2 protein-coding genes are annotated in these 981 nt (G+C 75.6%); both read left to right on the forward strand.

All coding sequences use genetic code 11. From position 1 onward, the window contains the following. The coding region (locus tag HW577_RS25565) for a PhnE/PtxC family ABC transporter permease (protein ID WP_198378890.1) at positions 1-556 on the forward strand (556 nt) is incomplete at its 5' end. Beyond that, the coding region (locus HW577_RS25570; RefSeq protein ID WP_198378891.1) for an ATP-binding cassette domain-containing protein at positions 556-981 on the forward strand (426 nt) is incomplete at its 3' end. The genes HW577_RS25565 and HW577_RS25570, both read left to right, overlap by 1 nt.

Consider the following 981-nt stretch of genomic DNA (forward strand, 5'->3'; position numbering starts at 1 on the left):
GCGACTGCCCTTCCGATCTGCGGCCGTGCTGGCGGTGCCGCTCGCGCTGGCGGCCGCGCGGCCGGCCACGCCCGCCGCGGCGCTGTATCATCCGGTGCGCGCGCTGCTCGATGCGCTGCGCGGCGTCGATGGCTTCGTCTTCGCGCTGATCTTCGTCGCCGCCGTCGGGCTCGGGCCTTTCGCCGGCATGCTCGGCGTCGCGCTGCATTCGGCGGGCAGCCTCGGCAAATTGTGGTCGGAGGCGCTGGAAGCCGCCGACCCTGCGCCGATGGAGGCGGCGCGATCCGCCGGCGCCGGCCGCGCCCAGGCCGCGACCGTGGTGCTGATCCCCGAGACGCTGCCCCAGACCGCCTCCGCGCTGCTGTACGTGTGGGAGTTCAACATCCGCGCCTCCACCGTGCTCGGCCTGGTCGGCGCGGGCGGCATCGGGCAGGAACTGAAGAACGCGGTGGACCTGCTCGACTTCAACAGGGTGCTTGCCATCCTCCTCATCATCGTCGCGCTGACGCTGGCGGCGGATCGGCTTTCGGCCGCGCTGCGACGGCGGCTGCTGTGATGCTGCAATCCCGCCCGGGGCTGGTGGTGCGCAACCTCGCCGTCGATCTCGGCGGCCGCGCGGTGCTGCGCGGCATCTCGCTCGATGTCGCGCCGGGGGAAGTCGTGGCGCTGGCCGGCCGGTCCGGCGCGGGCAAGACGACGCTGCTGCGCGCCGTCGCGGGGCTGCTGCCGTCCTCGGGCAGCGTGGCCGCGGGCGGGCGCCCGGCGCTCGTCTTCCAGCAGCATGCGCTCGCGCAGCGGCTATCCGCGCGGGACAATGCGCTGGTCGGCGCGCTCGGCCGGATGGGCTTCTGGCGCGCCGCGCTGCGGCTCTGGCCGCGGGCGGAGGTCGCGGCGGCGGATGCCGCCCTCGCCGCCGTCGGGCTCGAAAGGCTCGGCGCGCGTCGGGCGGACCGCCTGTCGGGCGGGCAGCGCCAGCGCGTC

This window comes from Neoroseomonas rubea (assembly GCF_016106015.1).
Classification (GTDB): Bacteria; Pseudomonadota; Alphaproteobacteria; order Acetobacterales; family Acetobacteraceae; genus Neoroseomonas; species Neoroseomonas rubea.